Genomic DNA, 19,360 nt, shown 5'->3' on the forward strand with positions numbered 1-19,360 from the left:
ACATGGCAACTCAGCGGCCGTCAGGGGTGGCGGCAAAGTGAACACTGACTCCCGAAATCGGCAATGTACGCCTTAACTTGTTGATTTTGTTGAAATACAAAAGTCTACCTTCAAAAACAGCAGGTTGCTGAAAGATGGCGGAATGATTATCCACAATTCTCGCCACAGGCTCTTGCCAACTTGTGGACAATGTGTATTTCCCTCGTGTCCGAGACGCACATGACAGCACGACAAGGAGACGTCAGGGAGCGGTCTCGCTCAGCACGCGAGTCAGGCCGGCACGAATGCCGGCCGCGCCTGGCGTGAAGGGAATGCGATCGTAGATGCGCCCCTGCGCGGAGACGAGATACAGCGCCGCACCATGATCCACGGTGTAGTCCAGCGCGGAATCCGGGGCATCGACACGCCGATGACTGACCCCGTAGCGACGCGCGATCTCGGCCAGTTCGGTATCACTGCCCGTGACCCCGATGAAACGCGGACCAAAGTGCCCGGCATAGGTGGCAAGACGTGCTGGCGTATCACGCTCAGGGTCCAGAGAGACAAGCACCGGTACCACGCGAGCGGCCGCCGACGCCGGCAACTCGGTCAGCACCTGGCGCAGGGCCGCCAGCGTCATCGGGCAGACATCCGGACATTGGGTATAGCCGAAATAGAGTGCCACCACCGGCGTGGCATCCGGTGGTGCGGCCTCCCCCATGCTGACCTCGGCGAGCCGGAAGTCGCCCTGTGCCGATGTCAACTGGATGGGCCCGCCAAGGCTCGCCCACGCCTGCATGCCGGACACCGGCGCCGACGGTCGGTGAAGGGCCTGCCATGTCACCCCCGCGCCCACCAGTGCCACGACACCCACCACGCCCAGCATCAGCCAGCGCAGGGTCTGCCTGTTCTCCTCCTGCATGCCTGGACTCCTTGTCAGTGGTGGCCTGCCGGTCAGACGCCTCACGCCTCGCCGCGCGCTAGCTGTCTCGCCGGACGCTTCTTTCGTCAGGGGAGAACAGCTGGTTGACCGAGCTTTCGAGCTGCTCCGCCGTGGAGGCAGGCGGATGGCTGTCAAAGTCGAACCAGCTGCCCAGGCGGCCACGTTCAGTGGTCACGATCACCTGTGCTCGCCATGCCATGGTGGCACTGCTGCAGAAACCGAGCTGTCCTTCCCCCGACCAGTGCTGACGTGCCTGCGTCGGCGCATCCCGGGTGGTCAGCAGACTGCGCTTGACCCCCATGTCCATGTGGCGACCGATGAAATCGACCTCCACGCCCTCGGGTGCCACATCTTCCGTGATCACCCGGATACCCAGCGGCGTCAGCGGGCTGATGTCACCATCGAGTGCGAGCGTGATACGCCCGAAGCGCCCCAGCTCGGCACTGCAGGGCGCATGGCTGAGTTCGCAGGACTGGTTGGGGGCGAACCAGGTGACCTTGCCGTTGCTGCCGTCACGTACAAGGTAGTAGTCGATCAGGTAATAGAGCGATACGACGATGGTGAGCAGCGTCACCATGATCAGCAGGTTGAGCAAGGGCGGGCGGGCATTTTCTTCTTCGGCGCGATACATGGCGGTTCCGATGACAATCCGGCAGCACGCCGGAACAGGAGGAGACAGTCGCGTGGCAAACAGGCCGACAGGCTAAGACACATGAATGAATGCGCAGGTGAGCCACTCATGACAAGCTTATCAGGCCCCCCGGCGGGCGCAGCCGCCGAGACATCGTGTCACGTCGAGGCACGAGACGTTCTTGGCCACGACGCACCATCCGCACCGTGAGCACGTCCAGGAGACAGAATGGCAAGTGTACAACAGGCGCTCGGTCCTCTCTTCCTGCTCATCGTCGCGGGCGCCTTGCTGGGCTGGAAGCGCTTCCCGGGCGAGGGGTTCTGGAGCGAGCTGGAACGCCTCATCTATTACGTGCTGTTCCCTGCCATGCTGATGTCCACCCTGGCACGCGCTGACATGGCCAGCGTCCCGGTCATCCCTCTGGCCTGCGTGATGCTGGGCTCGATGCTGCTGTTCGCTGCCGCGCTGTGGCTGGGGTGGCGTCATGCCCCCGACTGGCTGAGCCGCCAGCTGGGCGATGCCGCGTCCTTCACCTCACTCTTCCAGGGCAGCATCCGCTTCAACAGCTACGTCGGCGTGGCCGGCGCGGCAGCGCTGCATGGCAGTGCCGGTGCGACCGTCGCGGCGGTGGCGCTGGCCCTGATGGTGCCAGCGGCCAACCTGCTGTGCGTATTGGCGTTCATCGGCGCCGGCACTCTGGGTGACGGCGGACTGCTGCGCTCACTCAAGGCGCTGACCCGCAACCCTCTGGTGCTGGCCTGTCTGGCGGGAACGGCGCTCAATCTCAGCGGCATCGGCCTGCCGGGCTGGAGCGGCGATGCGCTGACATTGCTGGGGCGCGCGGCGTTGCCACTGGGATTGGTGGCGGTAGGCGTGGCGCTGCGACCACGAGTACTGATGAACAGTGGCAGCGTGGCATGGCTGGCGAGTCTGCTGAAGCTGCTGGCGATGCCGGCATTGGTGGTGGGGCTGTGCGCCGGCGTTGGCCTGACTGGCGTGGCACGCGATGTCGCCATCCTGTTTGCCGCGCTGCCCACGGCTACCTCAGCCTACATCCTGGCGCGCCAGCTGGGTGGCAATGCCGAACTGATGGCGGCGCTGATCACCGCGCAGACGCTGCTGGCGATGCTGACCCTGCCCCTGTGGCTGGCGACATGATGGAGGCTCCGTCGCGGCTCGCGACCTGAGGGCTCTCGGCATGAACCGCACACAAGAAAAAGGGCATCCCAAATGAGGATGCCCAAGACCGTGACTAGCTTGATGAGGAGAAACTCCGCAGCGGGGGCCTGACTCCGCCGCCGCGGATGGGCTTGCGCCCTGCGATGTCTGCCCGGACACCGCACACACAAGATAATCATTCTCATTTGCTTTTGCAAGCCAAATGCGAAGAATTTCTATTTACGCCGCGCCTTGTGCCTCCTCGCGCGTGAACACCCTCAGTTCCGCGTGCAGCTCGACCGCCAAGGCCGTCATGGCTTCGGCTCGTGCCAGACCATCACGCTCGGCACGATACAGATGCGGGGTCATGGTCAGCAGATCCCGGATCTGCTCATTGCTGGTCAATGAAAGCCCTGCATGCAGATGCTCGACCTCCCCCTCCACCACGAAACCTGCAGCTTCGGCGGCCATCACCCCGGCCTCGCCACGCGCGGGCTTCAGCTCCCGGTAGAGAATTCTGCGCAACGCCAGCAGGTGCTCGGCTCCCGCCTCCAGCAGCACCACATGGCCCCCGGGCTTGAGCACACGAGCGAACTCCTGCCAGACGGGGAAGCCGAAGGCGCAGATCACCACATCCACACAGGCGTCTTCCAACGGCAGTGCCGCGTTGGTGCCCACCAGCCAGGCGGCATCGCGTGACTGCTTCGCTGCCGCCAGCACCGCGTGCTTGGAGATATCCAGTCCCGCCGCCGTCAGCGAGAGCTGCTGCTCATCGGCAGCGCCTGCCAGCTGACGCAGATAGAAGCCTTCCCCACAGCCGGCATCCAGCACGGCCAGCGCACTTGCCTGCCCTGCCAGCGCCAGCACTCGTCGTGCCAGCGCCGAGGCGAGAGGCTGATAGCCACCGAGGGCGAACAGCCGCTGGCGAGCGCTGACCATCGCCTTGCTGTCACCGGGGTCCAGACTGCGCTTGCGCTGCACCGGCAGCAGATTGACGTGCCCCTGACGCGCGATATCGAAGCGATGGCCATCGGCGCAGCACCAGCTCTGGCCATCTCGCATCAGCCGCTGGGCATCCAGTGGGCAGGTCAGGGTCGTCAGTGGCGTCATGGTCGGCCGGTCAGCCGGCTCAGGGGTGGGCGTCGTCATGATCATCAGCTCTCGGGACAGGTGGGAAGAGAAAGGCAAAAGCGGCGGGTCTCAGACGCAAGCGGCCACCCGAAGGCGGCCGCGATGCAGCATCGTGATGATGCCGCCACTGCGCACGAGGCGCGAATCAGTCCTGCTTGACGAAGATCAGGTCCCACACGCCGTGACCGAGGCGCTCGCCGCGCTGCTCGAACTTGGTCAGCGGACGGAAATCCGGACGCGGCACATAGGGGGCGCTCTCGGCCGGAGCCGTGTTGACGAAGCCCGGTGCCTCGGCCATCTCTTCGGCCATGGCCTCGGCGTAGTTCTCCCAGTCGGTGGCCATATGGAAGTGACCGCCCGGCTTGAGCACACGACGCACCAGCTCGACGAAGGCCGGCTGCACGATGCGACGCTTGTGGTGTTTCTTCTTCGGCCACGGGTCCGGGAAGAACAGCTGGAAGGTGTCGGCACACCCTGCCGGCACGCAGTCAGCCAGCACTTCCAATGCATCGTGACGATAGACGCGCAGATTGGTCAGACCCAGCTTGTCGACATCATCCAGCAGCTTGCCGACACCCGGGGCATGCACCTCGATCCCGATGAAGTCGGTGCCCGGATTGGCCTGAGCCTGCTCGCACAGCGACTTGCCCATGCCGAAGCCGACCTCGATCACCAGCGGCGCACGGCGACCGAACAGCGCCTCGAGGTCCAGCTCGCCCTGCTCGTGACGCAGACCAAGGCGCGGGAAGACCTCTTCGAGCCCGCGGGTCTGGGCCTGTGTCATGCGCCCACCGCGGATCACGTAGCTCTTGATGCCACGCTTGCGGGCGACGGCTTCATCCGCCACGGAAGGGATCGCTTGCGCGCTTTCGTTCTGTACGCTCTCGTTCTGCACGCTCTCTTGCTGCGCATCGTCAGCAGGAGCAGAAGTGGACGTGTCGTCCTGCGGCTTGGAAGTCTCGTCAGTCATGGGGTCGTCTTGGTCTTTGCATGAGCGATGCGCGAGCATCGGATTCGAATGATTCAGGAGGTCAGCCGGTGATCAGGCCGGCACCCGGCGAGGAAGCGCGCGCCGTCAGGCGAGTCGGCATGCGCCCTGCCAGGAAGGCACCACGGCCGGAAATCACGGCCTGGCGCATGGCGTCCGCCATCAGCAGCGGTTGGCGAGCATGGGCGATGGCGCTGTTCATCAGCACGCCATCACAGCCGAGCTCCATCGCGAAGGCCGCCTCGGACGCCGTGCCCAGCCCGGCATCCACCAGCACCGGCACGTTGGCGCGCTCGATGATCAGCGACAGGGTATGCGGGTTGAGGATGCCGAGGCCGGAGCCGATCAGAGAGCCCAGCGGCATGATGGCGCAGCAGCCGATCTCCTCGAGCTGACGGGCGACGATGGGGTCGTCGGAGGTATACACCATCACGTCGAAGCCATCGGCGACCAGCTCCTCGGCGGCCTTGAGGGTCTCGACGATATTGGGATACAGCGTGTCCTGATCGCCCAGCACTTCCAGCTTGACCAGATTGTGGCCATCCAGCAGTTCACGCGCCAGCTTGCAGGTACGCACCGCGTCACGCGCGTTGTAGCAACCGGCGGTATTGGGCAGGAAGGTATAGCGACTGGGCGACAGCACGTCGAGCAGATTCGGCTCATCGGCATTCTGGCCCAGATTGGTGCGACGCACCGCGAAGGTGACCACTTCCGCGCCGGAGGTCTCGATGGCGGAACGGGTCTCATCCATGTCCTTGTACTTGCCGGTGCCGACCAGCAGGCGCGAGGAGAACTCGCGACCGGCGACGACCAGCGGACTGTCACCGGCGACCTGGGTGACGGGGGCGTTAAGCGTATGGGCAGAACTGTCTGTCATGATGACCTCATCGAGCTGGACGTGAGCGAGCGTGAAGTGAAAGCTATCGACCCTGGCAGCGGGACGTTCAACCACCACCGATGGCGTGGACGATCTCGATGCGATCACCGGCCTGCAGAAGGGTGTCGGCGTGAGCGCTACGTGGCACGATGTCCTCGTTGCGCTCGACTGCCAGGCGGCGGCCCTGAAGTCCGAGACTCTCGACCAGAGCGGCGACTGTCATGGCATCCGCCACCACATGATCTTCACCATTTAGCTGTATCTGCATGCTGTCCTCCCGCGAAAAGAGGCCGCCATTGTAGCGGCTTTACGTGGACAGGCGTAGGCACAACATCGTCGGTACGATATGCCCTCGCCACCTGCCCTCAAGGAATTTTCTCTCTATGCGTCACAACGACTCCCACTCCCGCCACTGGTGGCTGGCCATGGGCCTGGCCGGCATGTCCACCATCGCGCTGGGCGCCTTCGCCAGTCATGGCCTGCGCGGCACTCTGAGCGCGGACATGCTGCGCGTCTTCGAGACCGGCGTGCGCTATCAGATGTGGCACGTGCTGGCGGCGGTCGGCGTGCTGGCCTGGCGCTCGGTGCAGCCCCTGCGCGGGCAGATGCTGACGCTGGGGCTGTGGGCGGCCGGGATGCTGCTGTTTTCCGGTTCACTGTATGCGCTGGCCACCACGGCGCGCACCCAGCTGGGCATCATCACGCCCATCGGTGGCTTGCTGCTGATCGCGGGCTGGCTGAGCCTGGCCATCACCGGCTGGCGTCAGCGCGGCAGCGAGGAAAAGGATGCCAACAAGCTGTAGCGGGGCGATCCCCCCCACCACCTGCCGCTAGTCATCGCGATCCGGCAAGGCATAGGTTGCGGTCACGAGAGCGACCGGATCCGTGTCGCCATGGCTGAACAGTTCGATCTCGCCCACGGCGAGACGCCGCCCGAGCTTGCGGAGGCGTGCGGTGGCCATCAGATCCCGGTCACCGCGGGCACGGCGCAGGAAATGGATGTTGAGATCACTGGTCACGGCCATCGGCTCCGGGCCGATCTCCCCCAGGATCGCGACATACAGACAGACATCGGCCAACGCCATCATCGCCGGACCGGAGACGCTGCCCCCGGGACGCAGATGCTCGTCCTCGATGGCCAGTCCCATGGTGGCCCAGCCATCCCCCACGGCTTCTATGGTGCCCAGGCGCTGGGGGAAGACATCATCGAGAAAGTCCTCGATGGCAGCAGCGTGCATGACGGGCATGACGTTCTCCTCGACAGGATGACTACGACAGATTGGTGGCACCGACACGCACAGGCGTGGTGACCAGGGATCGCCACACCATCGCGTTTCAGGCGCTGCAGTGGCTGAGCGGGCGCTGATCGTACGGTTGCGCGCTACTGGGAGCAAGGCTAGCGTCAAATGCCGCCTCGGGAAATATGGCATCGCCAGAAAGCACGACGACGGCTCGAGAGCCGCCGTCGTGCATGTCCGAGATCCGCATCCGCAGTGCCACGCTCATGGCGCAGCGCCGACGCTGCCTCAGTGAGCCTGCTTCTTCTCGAGGCGGCGGCGATGCAGTACCGGCTCGGTATAGCCACTCGGCTGCACTCGTCCCTGGAACACCAGCTCGCAGGCAGCCTGGAAGGCGATGGAGCCCTCGAGATCCGCCGTCATCGCCTGATAGCTGGGGTCCGCAGCGTTCTGACGATCCACCACGCCCGCCATGCGCTCCAGCGTGTCCTGCACCTGGGCGTTGTCGACGATGCCATGATGCAGCCAGTTGGCGATGTGCTGGCTGGAGATGCGCAGCGTGGCGCGGTCTTCCATCAGGCCGACATCGTGGATGTCCGGCACCTTGGAACAACCGGTGCCGTGATCGATCCAGCGCACCACATAGCCGAGAATCCCCTGGGCGTTGTTGTCCAGCTCGGCCTGGATCTCCTCGGCACTCCACTGGGGATCAAGCTCCAGCGGAATGGTCAGCAGGTCATCGAGACTGGCGCGCGGGCGGCTGAGCAGGTCATGTTGCACGTCCTTCACCGAGACCTGGTGATAATGCAGCGCATGCAGCACGGCCGCGGTCGGTGACGGGACCCAGGCGGTATTGGCACCGGCGCGGGGATGGCCGATCTTCTGCTCCAGCATCGCCGCCATCAGGTCCGGCATCGCCCACATGCCCTTGCCGATCTGGGCGCGACCCCGCAGACCGCATTCCAGCCCGATATCCACGTTCCACTTCTCGTAGGCCTGAATCCAGGCCGCCCCCTTCATGTCGCCCTTGCGCAGCATCGGACCAGCTTCCATCGAGGTGTGCATCTCGTCACCGGTGCGATCCAGGAAGCCGGTATTGATGAAGGCCACACGGGAACTGGCCGCGGCGATGCAGGCCTTGAGGTTGACGGTGGTACGACGCTCCTCGTCCATGATGCCCATCTTGAGCGTGGCATTCGGCAGGCCCAGCAGCTGCTCGACACGCGAGAACAGCTCGTCAGCGAAGGCGACCTCGGACGGACCGTGCATCTTGGGCTTGACGATGTAGACGGAGCCGGTGCGCGAGTTGCAGATACCGCCACGGCTGTCCTTGTCACCCTTGAGATCGTGCAGCGCGATCAGACTGGTGAAGATGGCATCCATGATGCCTTCCGGCGCCTCGCTGCCATCTTCCAGCAGGATGGCCGGGTTGGTCATCAGATGGCCCACGTTGCGGATCAGCATCAGCGAGCGACCATGCAGCACGCGGGTGGTGCCATCGGCGCCGGTGTATTCACGGTCCGCGTTCAGCCTGCGCGTCATCTGGCGACCCTTCTTCTCCAGCGTCTCGGTCAGATCGCCCTTCATCAGGCCCAGCCAGTTGCGATAGACGGTCACCTTGTCGTCGGCATCCACCGCGGCCACCGAGTCCTCGCAGTCCATGATGGTGGAGAGCGCAGCCTCCATGATCAGGTCACTGACGTTGGCGGGGTCGGTCTTGCCGATGGGGTGCTCGGCGTCGATCACGAGCTCCGCGTGCAGCCCGTTGTGCGCGAAGATGATCGCGCTTGGCGCGCTTTCGTCGCCGCGATAGCCGAGGAAGCGTTCCGGCGACTTGAGGCTCAGGTCACGTCCGCCGACCCGCACCAGCAGGTGGCCGTCACGAATGGAGTATCCCTCGCTGTCATGGTGCGTACCGCCAGCCAGCGGCGCGATGGTATCCAGCACCTGACGTGCGTAGGCCACCACCTTGGCACCCCGCACCGGGTTGTAGTCCTTGCCGCGCTCGGCGCCATCGTCATCACTGATCGCGTCGGTGCCGTAGAGGGCGTCATAGAGTGAGCCCCAGCGCGCATTGGCGGCGTTCAGGGCATAACGGGCATTCATCACCGGCACGACCAGCTGCGGTCCTGCCTGTTGGCAGATCTCGCTGTCCACGTTGGCGGTGGTGGCCTCGACACTGGCCGGCTCGTCTTCCAGGTAGCCGATCTCCTTCAGGAAGGCCTTGTAGGCGGGCAGTTCGACCTTGCCGGGATGCTCACGGTGCCACTGGTCGATGCTGGCCTGCAGCTGTTCGCGCGTTTCCAGCAGCTCGCGATTGCGTGGCGCCAGCTCGTGCAGCAACGCATCGACGCCGGACCAGAAGTCGGCCGAGGCGATACCGGAACCGGGCAACGCTTCCTCCTCGATGAAGCGGTGCAGTCCGGCATCAATGGCCAGACGTTCAAGTTGAATGCGATCGGTCATGCGTGTGCTCTCCCTGGAAACGAATATCAACTGACGAACCGTACGTGGAATGAATCATCTGCCGGGCGGTTGTGGATCACTTCACCATACCCGATGCCGTGGCTGGCGGAAGCGGGGCTTTGACCAATGAACAAGAGGCTGAAACCGGATTACCGTGTTCTGGAAATGGCATGACGAATGCTGGCAGTTCGCGACACGCAGCCCTTGTATGAAGAAACACTGTTTTTTCCTATGGCTCACGACAGCTCCAGCCGCTAGCATGGCAGCATTATGGAGATCACCATGCCCGACTTCAGCGCACTGCTCGATTATGGCCCTTTCATTCGTCTGCCTGAGTGTCTGCCCGGTCAGACGACCAGCCCGCTGGCCTGTTACCTGAGCCACTATGGCCTGGATGAACTGCGCAGCGCACATGTCACCGTACATGCCGGACACCTCGATGCTGGCGATTTTCGCCTGTGGGCACAGCTGTGGACTCCCCCGAGTCCGCGCGGCACCATCTTCGTGGTGCATGGATATTTCGATCACCTCGCGCTGTATCGTCACCTGCTGGCCCACCTGCTGAAGCAGGGCTGGCAGGTCGCGCTGTGGGACCTGCCGGGGCATGGCCTGTCCTCCGGCGAGCCGGCTTCCATCGATGACTTCGGTGACTATGTCGGCTGCCTGCAGGCGTTTCAGGAGTATCTGGAAGTCCATGATCTGGCGCCGCATCCCTGGTTCGGGATCGGTCAGAGCACCGGCGGCTCCGTGCTGGCCACCGACGCCCTGATGCGTGGCAGTGACTCGCGCTGGCAGGGAATCGCGCTGCTCGCCCCGCTGGTCCGCCCCTGGGGGTGGCCGCAGTCCCGCTGGCTGCATAGCATGGCGCGCCCCTTCATCGACTCCATTCCGCGCAAGTACCGCGCGAATACCAATGACGCGGCGTTCTACGAGTTCCTGAGCACCAACGACCCGCTTCAGGCGGATCGACTCGCCGTGAAGTGGGTCTCGGCCATGCGCGCCTGGATTCCACGCCTGCAGGCCCTCCCGCCCTGCTCGCTACCCACCCTGATACTGCAGGGCGAACAGGACACCACGGTGGACTGGCAGTGGAATCTCGACGTGCTGGCCAGCAAGTTCCCCAACGCGCGGATTCATCGCCACCCCGAGGCGCAGCATCATCTGGTCAATGAGGCCGAGCCGATTCGCACGGCCTTGTTCGCCGAGCTGGATGCCTTCCTCGATGCGCTGTCGCCGCGCCCGGAACTTGAGGCCCCTGATGGCAGGGGAGGCGCCCCGGCATGTCACGAATGAGTCGCGGGCTGCGAACACTGGCGAGCCTGATGTTGATCACCGGTCTGACCGGCTGCATGGGACTGGATCAGGTGCCACGCGCGGAGCGCGACCCCATCTATGGCCTGGGCCAGAGTGCTGCCCGCCTGCTGGATGAGCAGAGCTGGACCCCGCCACTGGGCGAGCAGGTCCTGCTGCTGGCACCTCCTGAAGTGGATACCAGTCTCGAGGTGCAGCCCGGCGCACTCAATGAAGCGCTGACACGTGCCCTGCTGGCGCTCAAGGATGGCCCGCAGGTGCTCAACTGGAGCAACGATCGCCCCGGCATCGACAGCCTGCAATGGCGCCTCGTGGCACGCCTGGATACCAGCGGTGGCCCCCTGAGGCTCTCCGACCGCACCCTGCAGCCCTACCAGCTGACACTGGAGCTGGTGCGCCGTCTCAGCGCGGAGCGCCAGCAGACCCGGACATTCACGCTCAGCGGCGCCTTCGATCAGGCTGCGCTTGACGCCCTTGCCAGTGCGCGACCTGCCTCCTGAGCGCCCACTGTCTCCTCGACTCACTCTCTGACGCCGCATGGCCACCTCCTGCCTCCCGGCGTCATCCGTTACCGCCTCTGGAGCCAAGATGACTACCGCCACTCCCCGCCGTTTCCTGGCCCACCTTTATCAGGAGGGACCGCACAACCCGTTCCCCGGCATCAAGGCGCTGGAACGCAGACTGGGGCATGCGCTGCCGCATCAGTACGGCTCCAATGAAGGGCTCGACATGCCCCACGCGGTACTCGGCGGCGAGCTGGGCCATGCCCTGGCAGACCTGAGCCGCAGCTACGCGGACGCCGATGCCTGGCAACTGCGCCATCAACTGGCCGAGCGCCTGGGCGTCGCCTACGAGACGCTGCTGGTCGACGCCGGCGCCGACAGCCTGCTGGCGCTGGTGATGCGCGCCACCATCTGTGCGGGAGAGCGCGTGATCACCAGTGCCGGCACCTACCCCACACTGGCGTACTTTGCGCGCGGTCTCGGTGCTGAGGTCATTGAAGTGCCATATACCGAAGCCCATGCCTCTGATGATGCCCTCCATTTCGCCCAGCTGGCACCGGATCTCGCCGCACTCGCCGCGGCGGCAAGTCAGCATGCGGCCCGTGTCGTCTATCTCGCCAACCCGGACAACCCCAGCGGGCACCTGCACTCGGATGAGGATGTCCGAGCACTGCGTGATGCGCTCCCAGCGGACTGCAGCCTGCTGCTGGACGAGGCCTATCACGACTTCCGCCCCGATGCGGCGCAGGCCGACAATGCCCCGATGGCTCGTACCTTCCGGCTGCGCACCTTCTCCAAGGCTTATGGACTGGCGGGCCTGCGTCTCGGCTTCATGATCGCCGAGCGTGAGGATCTCGCCCTTCTGACCAAGGTTCGGATCCACTATGCCGTCAGCGCGCCGGCACTGGCAGCCGGCGCGCTGCTGCTGGAGCATCCCGAAGAAGCCGCGACTCACGTCGCCGCGGTCATCCAGTGTCGTGATCAGCTTGCCGGGCACCTGCGCTCGCTGGGGGCTGACGTCCTCCCCAGTGCCACCAACTTCCTCTGCGTGCGCCTCAAGAGCGCCGAGCGGGCCGCTCAGGTTCAGCAGCAACTGATGGCGCAGGGCGTGCTGATCACCCGCTCCCCTCACCCGGCGCTCGGCCACATCCTGCGCATCTCGACCCTGGAGGACAGCCTGGTGCCGGGTCGACTGGCGCGTCTTGAGCAGGCCATCGTCGAAGAGAATCGCGCATGAGTGCCGGCCGATGAGTCTGACCAGCATCGTGCTCCGCAGCGTCACCAGCCTTGCCTTGCTGGGGGCGAGCCTGTGGCTGATGCCTGCCCTGTGGTTCCGCCTGCCGGGACCGGAGGGGCTTCGCACGACACTGGCCGTCCTCGCGGGTGCGCTGAGCCTCATCTGTGTCATTGCGCTGTGGTCGCCGCAACTCCATGCGATTCGCTGGCGACTGGCGGGCAGCTACCTGATGCTGTTGGTCGCCAGCCTCGGCTGGTGGAACAGCATCACCCCGCGTGCGGACCGCGACTGGGCGCCGGAGGTCGAACATCTGGTCGAGGGGAGCGTCAGCCAAGATGACATCCTGCACCTCGAACAGGTGCGCAACTTCGAGTGGCGCACGCCTGAGGATTACACGCCGCGCTGGGAGAGTCGGGACTATCCTCTGGATCAACTGACCTCGGTGGATCTGTTGACCAGTCACTGGATGGGGCCGCAGATCGCTCATACGCTGGTCAGCTTCGGTTTCGCCGATGGACGCCATCTGGCCTTCTCGGTGGAAATCCGCAAGGAGCGTGACGAGGCCTTCTCGACACTGGGCGGGATGTTCAAGGAGTACGAACTGGCGGTGATCGCCGCTGACGAGCGCGACATCATCCGCGTGCGCAGCAACGTGCGCGGGGAGCAGGTGCATCTCTATCGGGTGCAGATGCCGCGCGAACTGATCCGCGAATTGCTGCTGGCCTACGTCGACGAAGCCGAGACATTGCGCACTCAGCCACGCTTCTACAACACCGCCACCAGCAACTGCACCACCCTCGTCTACGCGATGATGACGCGCCTCACCGACGGCCTGCCGCTGGACTATCGACTGCTGCTCTCCGGCTATCTGCCGGAATATGTCGCGGACCAGGATGCGCTCAGTGACGCCGCGCCCTTCGCCGAGCTCAAGGCCAGAAGTCTGATCAACCCTGCCGCCATCGCCGCCGACGAGCACCCGGACGGCGACTTCTCGCGCCTGATCCGTGAGGGCATCCCCGGCGCGGACAGCCCGTCCTTCTGAACGGGCGACGCGGCCCGACAGGCAGTGCTCAGGCGCTGCGCTGTTCCGCTCCCGGGCGGGCCGGGTCTCTCCCCATCATGCGGTCCAGCTGACGATAGCCGATGGCTTCCATCAGCTGGGGCCGCTGCACGCCATCCTGCGCAATGAGATCGCTCAACGTCAGCGCGACACGCAAGACCCGGTGATAGGCACGCGCCGAGAGATTGAGACGCGACAGCACGCCGGCCAGCCACTGACGCTCGCCGTCCTCCAGCTGGCAGGCGGCTTCCAGGGCATGGGTGTCGAGATGGGCATTGAGCCCGCCGCGGGCCAATTGACGAGCGCGGGCTGCCAGCACCCGTTCGCGCACTGCGTCCGAGGCCTCACCGGGGGTCGCAGACGTCAGCTCCTCGGCAGGCAGTCCCGGTACCTCGACCTGCAGATCGATACGGTCCAGCAGCGGGCCAGACAGGCGCGCCTGATAGCGCTGGATCTGGGCCGGCGTGCAACTGCAGTTGCGACGGCTGTCACCAAGATAGCCGCACGGGCAGGGGTTCATCGCCGCCACCAGCTGGAAACGTGCCGGAAAGCGCCGCTGGTGGCTGGCACGCGAGATGAGGATGCGGCCGCTCTCCAGCGGCTCACGCATCACTTCCAGCACACCACGATCAAATTCCGCCAGCTCGTCCAGAAACAGCACGCCATGATGGGCCAGCGACACCTCTCCCGGACGCGGTCTGGAGCCACCCCCGACCAGCGCGACACCACTGGCGGTATGATGCGGCGCCCGGAAGGGCCGCTGGCCCCAGCGCTCCATGATCGGCATCCCGCAGACCGAGCGTACCGCCGCGACTTCCAGAGCCTCGGCTTCTCCCAGCGGCGGCAGAATGCCGGAGAGGCGACTGGCCAGCATCGTCTTGCCCGTTCCCGGCGGCCCCGCGAACAGCAGGTTGTGGCTTTGAAGACCTACAATGTAGGCTTTCGCCATCAACACACGCAGTAACAGAGCTGAGTCATGACCACCGAGCAGCCCAAAGCCCCAGCCATCAAGGCTTACAGCTACCTTCGCTTCTCCACACCAGAGCAGATGAAGGGTGACAGCTTCCGAAGACAGACCAAGCTAGCCAAGGACTACGCCCAGAAGCTAGGCCTCACACTGGACGATCACAGCTTCCACGATCTAGGTATCTCCGCTTACCAAGGCAAGAACAGACAGACAGGCGCACTAGGGATCTTTCTACGTGCCGTGGAGGACGAGATCATCGCTGAAGGCTCCTACCTGCTAGTGGAGTCACTCGACAGGATCTCCCGACAGTCAGCCCACAGGGCCGCCAGCGTTCTGAGCAGCATCTGTGAGCTGGGTATCAACGTCGTGACCTTGTTCGATGGGAGGGTCTATAGCGCCGAGACCCTGGAACAAGACCCGATGACTTTCTTGCTGGCTGTGATCACTTTCCAGAGAGCCAACGAGGAGTCAGCCACCAAGGCCAAGCGTCTTCGTGCTGCATGGGAAGGTAAGAGGAAGATGATCGCTGAGGGTAAGCCTGTACGCCTCACCTCTCGTGCTCCTCAGTGGCTCAAGCCATCCGATGACGGTGTGAGCTTCGACATCATCCCTGAGCGTGGAGAGGTGGTCAGGAACATCTTCAAGTGGACACTGGAAGGGACAGGCAAGCAGTCCATCGCTGCGAGGCTCAACAGGGAAGGCGCTCCGATCTTCGGTAAAGGGAAGCTATGGCACACCAGCTATGTGAGCAAGATCCTCACCAACACTGCCACCTACGGAACACTCACTCCCTTCACCAGCCGTGCAGACAGGAAGGAGCACAGGGAAGCCTGTGAGCCAATCGAGGGCTACTACCCAGCGGTGATCGACAGGGAAACCTTCGAGGCTGTCCAGATGCTCAAGGCCAGTGCTTCCCCAAGGAGAGGACGACATTCATCGTCACCAGTACAGAACATCGTTGGTGGCCTAGCTGTCTGCCCCCTGTGTGATAGCAGGATGATCAGGGTCACTAAGAACAAGGCCAAGGGATGGGTCTATCTCGTCTGCCATCGAGCCAAGCAAGGAGCTGGCTGCGTCTACAACGCTGTGAGAGTGGACATGGTCGAGCCAATCATCCAAGACAATATCTCCTTCCTCGCTGCTCAGTGTCCTGTTGGAGATGATGACTTCGATGAGCGCTTCGATAGTCTCACTGGTCAACTCGATGGTGTGGCGGAACAGATCAACAACGTCCTTACCTCTATCGAGAATGGCCTTGATCCAAGCAAGTACCCTGCTATCGGTGAGCGTCTCTCTGCCCTACAGGAGCAACAGGAAGCCCTCAAGGAAGAGATCGATCAGATGGGGCAACGTAGGATCAGCTTCAACAATGACGTGGCTCAGAGACGAGCACAGAAGCTAGTGGAAGCGGTACAGGAGAACTGGGAGGACAAGGCGCAGATCAATACGCTCATGCGTGGTTGCTTCTCCAAGGTGGTCATCAACTTCACTACAGGGCTACTGGAGTTCCACTGGCAGCAAGGCGGTGAGGAAACCCTGCTTACTTACACCTTCCTCGATGAAGAATGGGTAGACCCTAGAGAAGCCTCATAGAAGCCGCACAAGAGCCAGCCAAACTGAGTCAGGCATTCCTCATCGACGTGCGTACAGCCCCTCATAAAGCCTCTGTGAGCCGCTGAGGGGCATGTATATCTACAGGCTCTGTCTCTAGGGTGGATGATCATCATCGTCACAAACCTCCACCTCTTATCGCCTCACAGCGGCCCTACGTAGCTCTCCCTATCTGCAGCTCTGTGAGCGCCTCTGGGAGCCGTTACCCTCTACCCATGCAAACGCATACCCTCACCCACCATCGCCCCACAGAGAGGCTCTGTGAAGCCATGAGCGGCCTTTCCGTTTCTGTGCCTCGTCTCTGGGCGGATGATCATCATCGTTATTACGATCCTGCTCTCCTCCTGTTCTCGTCTCTATGCTCGTCTGTGCGCTTCTCTAAGCGCCGATACCCTCTACCCATGAAAACGTAAAGGGTAGCCCCCTATCGCTTTGCAGTTGGCCTCTGTGAGCCGCTGAGCACTATGTTTATCTATAGATCTCATCTCTGGGTGATGTGATCGCAAAAATACACCTATCCACTGCTGCCCATAAACGAACAAAGCCACCCCTGTGAGTCGTCACAGAGATGGCCAGGGATTGAAGCAGACAGCTGCCCTACTGTTCAGCCCTTCGCTGCCCTACAGGCACGCTTCACTGATGCTGTCGAGATGCCGAAGTGCTCTGCTGTGGCCTTGATGCTTGCGCTGTTCTCGCTACGCCACTGAGCCACCTGAGCGTCATCGATAGTCTTCTCTCTGCCCAGCGCTCGCCCCTCAGCCTTTGCCCGTTCGATCCCTGCCATCTGCCTCGCTTTGATGTTGCTCCTCTCCAGCTCAGCCATACCAGCGAGCATTGTCAGCATCATCTTCCCCATGGGCGTTGAGAGATCGAAGCCTTCACGAATCGAGATCACAGCGACTTCCTTAGCGATCAGAGCTTCGACTGTCTCCAGCACGTCGATGGTGTTACGGCCAAGACGATCAATCGCATAGACCACGACGGTGTCACCCTTGCGCACGTACTGGAGGAGCTTGCTCAGCCCTTCACGTTGCTCTGCCTTGATCGCTCCCGAGGTTGCCTCATCTTCAAACCACGTATCGATCTTGTGCTTCTCCTCGATGGTGGCTCGCTGTGTGGCTGTGGTCTGGTCGTCAGTGCTAACACGCAGGTAGGCGATGGTTGCTGCCATGGCTGGTTACTTCCCTTGATGGATCACAATCTATGGCTCAATACTATGAGATGGCTCAGTGACAAGTCAACACTATTGATCCATGATAATGGTAACTCTCCAGCGTGGATCTCAGGGTGTACCTTTTGATCCATGCTGACGGAAGGGCTGGCGGACGTGACAGACAGAGGGAAGACGGCGAGGAGTGGCGAGGCTCTCAGCTTGGCTGGCTGGTGGTTATTGTGCATTTTTGCATAATTGGAAGTGAGAGGAGCAGTGAGGCTGGCTGGTAGGAAAGGCGGGATATCCCGCTTAATCGAGCAGTGAGAGGAGCAGCGAGGCTGGCTGGTGGCAAACTTAGAAAATCCTAAGTTAAGCGAGTAGTAGGAGCGACGGCAACGATGGTGAACAAGCACAGTGGGTGGCCATAGGTGGGTAGCTATCGACAGACGAACAGGGGGCTACGGGGGAAGCTGTGTGCGTTCATACCCATACATATCGGCTCAAAGATTTGTGACAAAAAAATAGGCCGGAGCCAACGGTGAGTGAGTCCGTAAGCATCCGACCTATAGGTGTTCGATGTGTTGTCCTGCTGCTGCGCTGAGAGGCCCGCCAGCTGGGGCTAAGAGGCGTCGCTGTGTGAAATCCGAGAGAGATCCTGGGCCTTCACCTTCTCGATTGAGCGAGAGAGCGCCTGTGGTGAGCCTTCGAGGCCATCTTGGGCCGAGGCTGTGGGCTGTCGCTGTGCTGTCGGAAGCGTTGCCGGTGAGTGGTGGGATCATCCAATACCACCTTCCCTCGATGGAGCCTTTCTCTCAGGACAGAGTGTCAGACAAGCGAAGCGCTAACGGAGGAGCTCACTCAGAGATAGCTCAGAGATGAATCCATGAAGGGTATGAACTTGGATGATGATAATCCCTAGAGAGACACTCAGAGATAACTAAGAGATGAATCTCCCAGCTCTCTAATAGGTAACTCATAGTTTCTCTTTTCCCTTCCCCCATGAATGGGCACTAATTTCCAGACCACGTATCACGGGCGTCTCAGAGCTGGTCTCACAGTCTCTCTCAGGAGTGGTTATCCATGATGGTGATAACATCCATAGCTGGCTCAGAGGGAGTCTCAGAGAGGGTCTCATAGAGGGGCACGTCAGGATCAGGCGAAGCGCTCTTCCCCATGAATGGGCACAAATGGATAGCCACTGTGTGAGGCTCTGTGAGGGGCGATCATCCTTACCTGCCCAATCACATAGGGTTGAGGCATATCGAAGCTCAGAGAGGCGCGCAGAAACTCTCAACCCATAAAAAACCAACAGCCTTCATGACTGCTTACCAACATAATAGAACAGAAGGGAATCAAACCAGAGACTTGCTCTCGATAGTCTGGCTATAAACTTTACTCGCATCGCCCTCGTCAATAACGAATCGGTGCTCATCCCATGCGGTAGCTACATATTGCAGCTCTAGCAAGATCCGACCAGTAGACTCCTCCCTTGTTTTTTTAGCATAGCCTTCAGAGGCCTTCCAAGCATTTACAATTGCACCACGCATATATTGATAAATACTTCTTTCATCGAGTGAGCCTTCAACAATACCAACACAGATCAGCTCAAGAGTATTCAAGTAGAGATCTACACAGAACTCCTCATGCTCATCTCTTTTCGATTTTATAACATCCTTTCCAACAACTAAGCTCTCGAGCCCACGACTGTTGCGGACATCTCGATAAACCTCGGAAGCTTTTAAGAACTCTGCATCACTCTCTAAGCGAAGTAAGAGATCAAGAGAGGCCCTGGAACGAGCAATATGCCTTTGAGCGTCAATAGCTCGCCGAGCACTTATGAAGGCTACCACGACAGAAACTATAATAGCGGCCGGTGGTAGCCAAGGAAGAATTTCATCTAGGATGCTTGTCTGATTCAAGGAAGCTAACAGTCTATTAGTTTCTTGAAGAGCTGCGACAAGCTTCTCTTCAGACATCCTTCTTCTCATTTATAATATTCATGACTTCTCCTATAAGCACCATTTGCTTGTTTGATTACCAGCGCAGATAGAACACTAGCCCTACTGGAGCCTCTAAGCAAGATCTATAGATCACGCGGCTGCCTCAT

The 19,360-nt window shown here is 61.9% G+C and carries 17 protein-coding genes and 1 pseudogene; 7 read left to right on the plus strand and 11 right to left on the minus strand.

Translation table 11 applies throughout. The features are described 5' to 3' along the window. Positions 1-241: 241 nt before the first annotated feature. On the minus strand, positions 242-901 hold the full coding sequence (locus PJK54_RS09640) for an SCO family protein (RefSeq protein ID WP_271302717.1): 660 nt from the start codon (positions 899-901) through the stop codon (positions 242-244). A 58-nt stretch (positions 902-959) separates the two neighbouring features. Then, the gene (locus PJK54_RS09645; RefSeq protein WP_077379583.1) at positions 960-1,553 is read right to left on the minus strand and encodes a hypothetical protein; all 594 of its coding nucleotides are present in this window, start codon (positions 1,551-1,553) and stop codon (positions 960-962) included. 228 nt (positions 1,554-1,781) lie between these two features. Here PJK54_RS09645 and PJK54_RS09650 point away from each other — a divergent pair, with 228 nt between their 5' ends. Then, entirely contained in the window at positions 1,782-2,711 is a 930-nt protein-coding gene (locus PJK54_RS09650) for an AEC family transporter (protein WP_077379585.1), read from the plus strand. Positions 2,712-2,951: 240 nt separating this feature from the next. On the opposite strand, the gene PJK54_RS09655 is transcribed toward PJK54_RS09650, so the two are convergent. From PJK54_RS09655 to thiS, 4 genes are all read right to left on the minus strand, one after another. Next, positions 2,952-3,860 (minus strand): putative RNA methyltransferase, encoded by a 909-nt coding sequence (locus PJK54_RS09655; protein ID WP_255303207.1) that lies wholly within the window; start codon positions 3,858-3,860, stop codon positions 2,952-2,954. 127 nt (positions 3,861-3,987) lie between these two features. Next, entirely contained in the window at positions 3,988-4,812 is an 825-nt protein-coding gene (gene trmB, locus PJK54_RS09660) for a tRNA (guanosine(46)-N7)-methyltransferase TrmB (protein WP_084209509.1), read from the minus strand. A 61-nt stretch (positions 4,813-4,873) separates the two neighbouring features. Next, complete coding sequence (locus PJK54_RS09665) at positions 4,874-5,707, minus strand: thiazole synthase (protein WP_271302718.1); 834 nt, start codon at positions 5,705-5,707, stop codon at positions 4,874-4,876. Between the two features lie 67 nt (positions 5,708-5,774). Then, complete coding sequence (gene thiS / locus PJK54_RS09670; RefSeq protein ID WP_077379591.1) at positions 5,775-5,975, minus strand: sulfur carrier protein ThiS; 201 nt, start codon at positions 5,973-5,975, stop codon at positions 5,775-5,777. Between the two features lie 115 nt (positions 5,976-6,090). On the opposite strand from thiS, the gene PJK54_RS09675 reads away from it, so the two are divergent. Further along, the gene (locus PJK54_RS09675; RefSeq protein WP_077379593.1) at positions 6,091-6,510 is read left to right on the plus strand and encodes a DUF423 domain-containing protein; all 420 of its coding nucleotides are present in this window, start codon (positions 6,091-6,093) and stop codon (positions 6,508-6,510) included. 27 nt (positions 6,511-6,537) lie between these two features. On the opposite strand, the gene PJK54_RS09680 is transcribed toward PJK54_RS09675, so the two are convergent. Continuing rightward, entirely contained in the window at positions 6,538-6,954 is a 417-nt protein-coding gene (locus tag PJK54_RS09680) for a PaaI family thioesterase (RefSeq protein ID WP_077379595.1), read from the minus strand. Positions 6,955-7,233: 279 nt separating this feature from the next. Then, on the minus strand, positions 7,234-9,411 hold the full coding sequence (locus PJK54_RS09685; RefSeq protein ID WP_271302719.1) for a malate synthase G: 2,178 nt from the start codon (positions 9,409-9,411) through the stop codon (positions 7,234-7,236). 282 nt (positions 9,412-9,693) lie between these two features. Between PJK54_RS09685 and PJK54_RS09690 the strand changes: the two genes are divergently transcribed. From PJK54_RS09690 to PJK54_RS09705, 4 genes are all read left to right on the plus strand, one after another. Further along, the gene (locus PJK54_RS09690; protein ID WP_084209512.1) at positions 9,694-10,704 is read left to right on the plus strand and encodes an alpha/beta hydrolase; all 1,011 of its coding nucleotides are present in this window, start codon (positions 9,694-9,696) and stop codon (positions 10,702-10,704) included. Continuing rightward, positions 10,692-11,222 (plus strand): hypothetical protein, encoded by a 531-nt coding sequence (locus tag PJK54_RS09695; protein ID WP_157109506.1) that lies wholly within the window; start codon positions 10,692-10,694, stop codon positions 11,220-11,222. The genes PJK54_RS09690 and PJK54_RS09695 overlap by 13 nt, the downstream gene beginning before the upstream one ends. An 88-nt stretch (positions 11,223-11,310) precedes the next feature. Further along, positions 11,311-12,462 carry a pyridoxal phosphate-dependent aminotransferase gene (locus tag PJK54_RS09700; RefSeq protein ID WP_271302720.1) on the plus strand — a complete coding sequence of 384 codons (1,152 nt, stop codon included), beginning with the start codon at positions 11,311-11,313 and terminating at the stop codon, positions 12,460-12,462. A gap of 10 nt (positions 12,463-12,472) precedes the next feature. Next, positions 12,473-13,504, plus strand: a complete 1,032-nt coding sequence (locus tag PJK54_RS09705; protein ID WP_077379608.1) for an Lnb N-terminal periplasmic domain-containing protein — start codon at positions 12,473-12,475, stop codon at positions 13,502-13,504. 28 nt (positions 13,505-13,532) lie between these two features. Here PJK54_RS09705 and PJK54_RS09710 read toward each other — a convergent pair. Continuing rightward, a pseudogene (locus PJK54_RS09710) lies at positions 13,533-14,438 on the minus strand (YifB family Mg chelatase-like AAA ATPase); the annotation flags it as partial. A 60-nt stretch (positions 14,439-14,498) separates the two neighbouring features. Between PJK54_RS09710 and PJK54_RS09715 the strand changes: the two are divergent. Beyond that, a complete protein-coding gene (locus PJK54_RS09715; protein WP_271302721.1) occupies positions 14,499-16,082 on the plus strand; it encodes a recombinase family protein in 1,584 nt (527 codons plus the stop codon). A gap of 622 nt (positions 16,083-16,704) precedes the next feature. Here the strand turns inward: PJK54_RS09715 and PJK54_RS09720 are convergent. Together PJK54_RS09720 and PJK54_RS09725 are read right to left on the minus strand one after the other, a co-directional pair. Further along, a complete protein-coding gene (locus tag PJK54_RS09720) occupies positions 16,705-17,271 on the minus strand; it encodes a recombinase family protein (protein WP_271302722.1) in 567 nt (188 codons plus the stop codon). A 1,334-nt stretch (positions 17,272-18,605) separates the two neighbouring features. After that, a complete protein-coding gene (locus PJK54_RS09725; protein WP_271302723.1) occupies positions 18,606-19,229 on the minus strand; it encodes a DUF4760 domain-containing protein in 624 nt (207 codons plus the stop codon). Between the last annotated feature and the right edge of the window lie 131 nt (positions 19,230-19,360).

The sequence above is a fragment of the Cobetia sp. MMG027 genome, from assembly GCF_027947415.1.
GTDB lineage: Bacteria > Pseudomonadota > Gammaproteobacteria > Pseudomonadales > Halomonadaceae > Cobetia > Cobetia marina.